The sequence below is a fragment of the Inquilinus sp. genome, from assembly GCF_039594555.1.
Taxonomy (GTDB): Bacteria; Pseudomonadota; Alphaproteobacteria; order DSM-16000; family Inquilinaceae; genus Inquilinus.
Genome location: NZ_JBCNNF010000544.1, coordinates 1 through 3,816, shown reverse-complemented (window position 1 = coordinate 3,816; position 3,816 = coordinate 1). Strand labels below are relative to the sequence as shown.

Annotated in this window: 5 protein-coding genes; 2 read left to right on the top strand and 3 right to left on the bottom strand. The window is 69.6% G+C overall.

All coding sequences use genetic code 11. The annotated features are described in order from the left end of the window. Nucleotides 1–1,040, bottom strand: a 1,040-nt coding sequence (locus tag ABDW35_RS33640) for a GSCFA domain-containing protein (protein WP_343718209.1), incomplete at its 3' end; no start/stop codon positions are given. Between the two features lie 175 nt (nucleotides 1,041–1,215). Between ABDW35_RS33640 and ABDW35_RS33635 the strand changes: the two genes are divergently transcribed. Both ABDW35_RS33635 and ABDW35_RS33630 read left to right on the top strand, forming a co-directional pair. Then, on the top strand, nucleotides 1,216–2,109 hold the full coding sequence (locus tag ABDW35_RS33635) for a LysR family transcriptional regulator (RefSeq protein WP_343718208.1): 894 nt from the start codon (nucleotides 1,216–1,218) through the stop codon (nucleotides 2,107–2,109). 62 nt (nucleotides 2,110–2,171) lie between these two features. Next, complete coding sequence (locus ABDW35_RS33630; protein ID WP_343718207.1) at nucleotides 2,172–2,924, top strand: nucleotidyltransferase domain-containing protein; 753 nt, start codon at nucleotides 2,172–2,174, stop codon at nucleotides 2,922–2,924. A gap of 37 nt (nucleotides 2,925–2,961) precedes the next feature. Here ABDW35_RS33630 and ABDW35_RS33625 read toward each other — a convergent pair whose 3' ends face one another. Beyond that, nucleotides 2,962–3,438: a GNAT family N-acetyltransferase gene (locus tag ABDW35_RS33625; protein ID WP_343718206.1), complete on the bottom strand. Its 477-nt coding sequence runs from the start codon at nucleotides 3,436–3,438 to the stop codon at nucleotides 2,962–2,964. 46 nt (nucleotides 3,439–3,484) lie between these two features. Continuing rightward, a partial coding sequence (locus ABDW35_RS33620) for a hypothetical protein (RefSeq protein ID WP_343718205.1) occupies nucleotides 3,485–3,816 on the bottom strand: 332 nt, incomplete at its 5' end.

Below are 3,816 nucleotides of genomic sequence, written 5' to 3'. Positions count from 1 at the left end.
GCCTTGCGCTCATCCGCCGTCTCGGCCTCGTGCAACGCCACGGCGGCATGGCCGAGCTGGCCGATCAGCCGGTCCTGCCGCTGGGCGTAGCGGAACGAGGCCAGCAGCGCCTCGTCGTCCATCTCGGTCTGGCAGTAGTAGCGCTCGAACACCTTCATGTTGAAGTCGAGCACATGCGAATAGACATGCCGCCGGTCGTCCCGCCATTGATGGTTGAAGCCGTGCATGACGATGTCGTAGCTCGGAAAATAGAACAGCCGCGGGTCGTTCGGTGCCTTGCGGCGAAAGAATTCGTCCATTGCCGAGCGCAGGATCGCCTTCGACGCCGCATTGGCCGACAGGCAGGTCACCGGCCGGAAGGTCGCGGTCAGCGGGATCGGCGATACCGTGAACAGCACCGCCGCGTCCGGCCGGAAATGGCGGATCAGCGCGTGGATCGCCTGCAGGTTCTCCAGGTTCTCGGCATGGGTGGTGACCCGGAACTTGTGCCGCGACGGGTCGTACTTGTCCTTCGGCACCGCCCGCCAGAACACCTCGCCGGTCGGCTCGTCGTACCACACCTCGGACAGGCCGAGGGTGATGACGAACAGCTCCGCCTCGTCGAACAGCGCCCGGGTGCGCAACCGCACCGCCTCGTCATAGCCGAACTCGGCGGCATCGTAGCCGTGCCAGAGATCGGATTTCGGCGTCTTGCCGAGCCAGGCCCATTCGAATTGCTGGCGGATGGCGAAGGTGTTGACCATGCCGTCGCCCATCTTCGAGACATAGGCGAGGTCGTCGCGCTTGGTCAGCACGTTGAAGCCGGCCTTGTGCAGGTAGCGGCTGATGTTGTCGGCGAAGCAGGAGCCAAAGGCGACGATCGGCGTGTCCTTGGTCACGAACCGCTCCGCCGGCATCCAGCCTTTGGCGAAATAGCCGGAGACGACGCTGCTGCGCTCGAGCGATTTGTCGCTCGGGTAGAAATTCGTCGTCTCGCCGCGGAAGAACGTCGCGCTGGCCTTGCGCTGCACGCCGTCCTGCTCGATCAGGATTCTGGACATGGGAGATCCCTTCCATTGAGCGGCCCAGTCGTATGAGCCGGCAGCACCTCGAAACCAGTTTTGATGCGCCGCAGCATGACAGCACGTCGTTTCCGAATCCACCCTCGATGGCCCGAAATCTTGAATCTGAAGATTCCGGCGCACCGAACCGCAGCACCCCAGCCGAGAACCGCCCATGGACATCAACCGTTCCGGTGAAATGGAAGTCTTCGTGCGGGTGGTGGAGGAGGGCAGCTTCTCCGCCGCCGCCCGCCGGCTGGGCCTGACGCCGTCGGCCGTCGCCAAGCTGATCGGGCGGCTGGAGGAGCGGCTGGGCGTGCGCCTGCTGGCCCGATCCACCCGCAGCCTGCGGCCGACGCCCGAGGGCGACCTGTTCTATGAGCAGGCCAGCCGCATCCTGGCCGACATCGCCGAGGCCGAGGCCGGCGTCTCCGGCGCCGCGGCGCCGCGCGGGCGGCTGCGCATCAGTGCCTCGATTCCCTTCGGCACCCATTGCGTGGTGTCGCTGCTGCCGGAGTTCCGCGCCCGCTTCCCGGCGGTGACGCTGGATGTCAGCCTGACCGACGAGGTGGTCGACATCCTGGCCGAGCGCACCGACGTCGCCATCCGCCACGGGCCGCTGCGCGACAGCAGCCTGCAGGCCCGCAAGCTGGGCGTCAGCCGCCGGGTGCTGATCGCGGCGCCGTCCTATCTGGAGCGGCGCGGCGTGCCGCGCACCCCGGCGGATTTGGCGGACCACGACTGCCTGACCTTCAACTACCGCCGCAGCTTCACCGACTGGGTGCTGGCCGGGCCGGACGGGCCGCGGCCGATGCAGGTGACCGGCCCCCTGGTGGTGAACAACGGCGAGACGCTGCGCCAGGCGGTGCTGGCCGGGATGGGGATCGGCCGCACCGCGCTCTATCACGTCCGGCCCGACATCGATTCCGGCCGGCTGGTCGAACTGCTGCCCGACTACGACCCGCGCGAGATGGAGGAGATCCACGCCCTGTTCCTGGGCCGCGGCACCATGCCGGCCCGGGTGCGCGCCTTCATCGACTTCCTGGTCGAGCGGCTGCGCTTCGATTAAGGAAGGCGGGGCGATGCTCGCCACTGGGAGCCCATCCGGGCCCGGCCTGTCGGGAGGCGGGGATGACGACACGGACCGCGCGGACCGAGGCGGCGCTGGCGACGGCCAGGTCGGTGCTGGCCGAACGCTACCCGGATGCGCATTTCGCCTTCGTGGCCGGCTCGATCATGCGTGGCCAGGGGACGCCCCACTCCGACATCGACCTCGTGGTGATGTACGGCGGCATCGACCGCGCCAGGCGGGAATCCTTCCGCGCGGGTGGCTTTCCGGTCGAGGCCTTCGTCCATGACCGCGGCACGCTGCGGTGGTTCCTGGACCAGGATATCGCGCGGGGCCGCCCCAGCATCCTGACGATGGTCGCCGAAGGTCGGCTCGTCGGCCCGGTCACGGCGGGCGCCGAGGCGCTGCGCTCCGAGGCCGCCGCCCTTCTGGCGAAGGGTCCACCGCCGCTGACACCCGAACGCCGCGACGCGCTCAGATACGAAATCACCGACATGGTCGACGATCTGCGGGATCATCGCCCCCGGCAGGAGATGCTGGCCATCGGCGCCGCCCTCCACCAGCGGCTCGCGGATCTGATACTGCTGGGACACGGCCGCTGGACCGGAAGCGGGAAGTGGATTCCCCGGTTGCTGGCGGCGTTTGACCAATCGCGCAGCCGGGACTTCGAGGAGGCTTTCCGGTCCCTGTTCGCCGACGGCCGGGCCGACCACCTGATCGCCTTCGCCGAGGCTGAGCTGGGGCATCATGGCGGACCGCTGTTCGAGGGCGATCGCCGAGAGGCTCCGCTCGACGCCCGTTCCTCGCCCGCCTGACCGGCGACTGCGGGGTGGAGCCACGCTCCACCCCGGCTTACGCGCCCCGCGCCGCGAGGACCGCGAGATCGTCCCAGGCGTAGAGCAGATTGTCGGAGCGCCAGAGCGGCCCGGGGTCAGTGTAGGCGCCGATGCGGCGGCCGCCCTGGGCCTCGTAGAAGGCGATCGCCGGATCGTTGCCGACCACCACGCCGAGGCCGAGCGCGGCGTAGCCCCGCTGCGCCAGCGCCGCGGCCATGGCGGCGAGCAGCCGGCGGCCGAGGCCGCGGCGGGTGAAGTCGCGCCCGACATAGAGGTATTTTACCTCGCCCCGGTCGCCGAAGGCGGGGTCGCCGGGCGGCCCGGCCAGGCCGAAGCCGGCCAGCACGCCGTCGACCTCCGCCACCAGGGCGATCTGCACCGGGTCGGCCAGGATCGCCTCCCACCGCGCCTGCCGGCGGGCGACGTTGAGCGCGGCCGCAGCCTCGGGCGGCGCCAGGGTGCGGTAGGTGTCGCGCCAGACCGCGACATGCAAGGCCGCGATCGCCGGCGCGTCGGCCGCAACGGCGGGGCGGAGGATTTCAGTAGGGATCGCTGGCCTCCAGGATCTCCTGCCCCATCAGCACGCAGTCGCCGGGGATCTGCGCGTAGATGAAATGCATCCGGTACTCGCCCTTGTAGATGTAGCCCATGACCTCCAGGACATCGAAGCGGCCGCTGCCGCGCAGCGCCTTGATCGTGCCGACCTGCTTCGCGGTGTCGTCCACCGTCTCGGTCATGTCGGTCTCGCCGAAATGGAAGGCCAGCAGCTTGCGGGCATGGTCGACGGCGTGGGCCGAGCAGGGATGCACCGCCTCCGCCCGGGCAGCGCCAGCGGCTGCCAGCAGCGCGACGGCCGCGGCCGCCGGGAGAA

Excerpts from the sequence above, each read along its gene's own strand:
- ABDW35_RS33635 (WP_343718208.1), top strand. The coding sequence starts at position 1,216 with ATGGACATCAACCGTTCCGGTGAAATGGAAGTCTTCGTGCGGGTGGTG.
- ABDW35_RS33630 (WP_343718207.1), top strand. The coding sequence starts at position 2,172 with ATGACGACACGGACCGCGCGGACCGAGGCGGCGCTGGCGACGGCCAGG.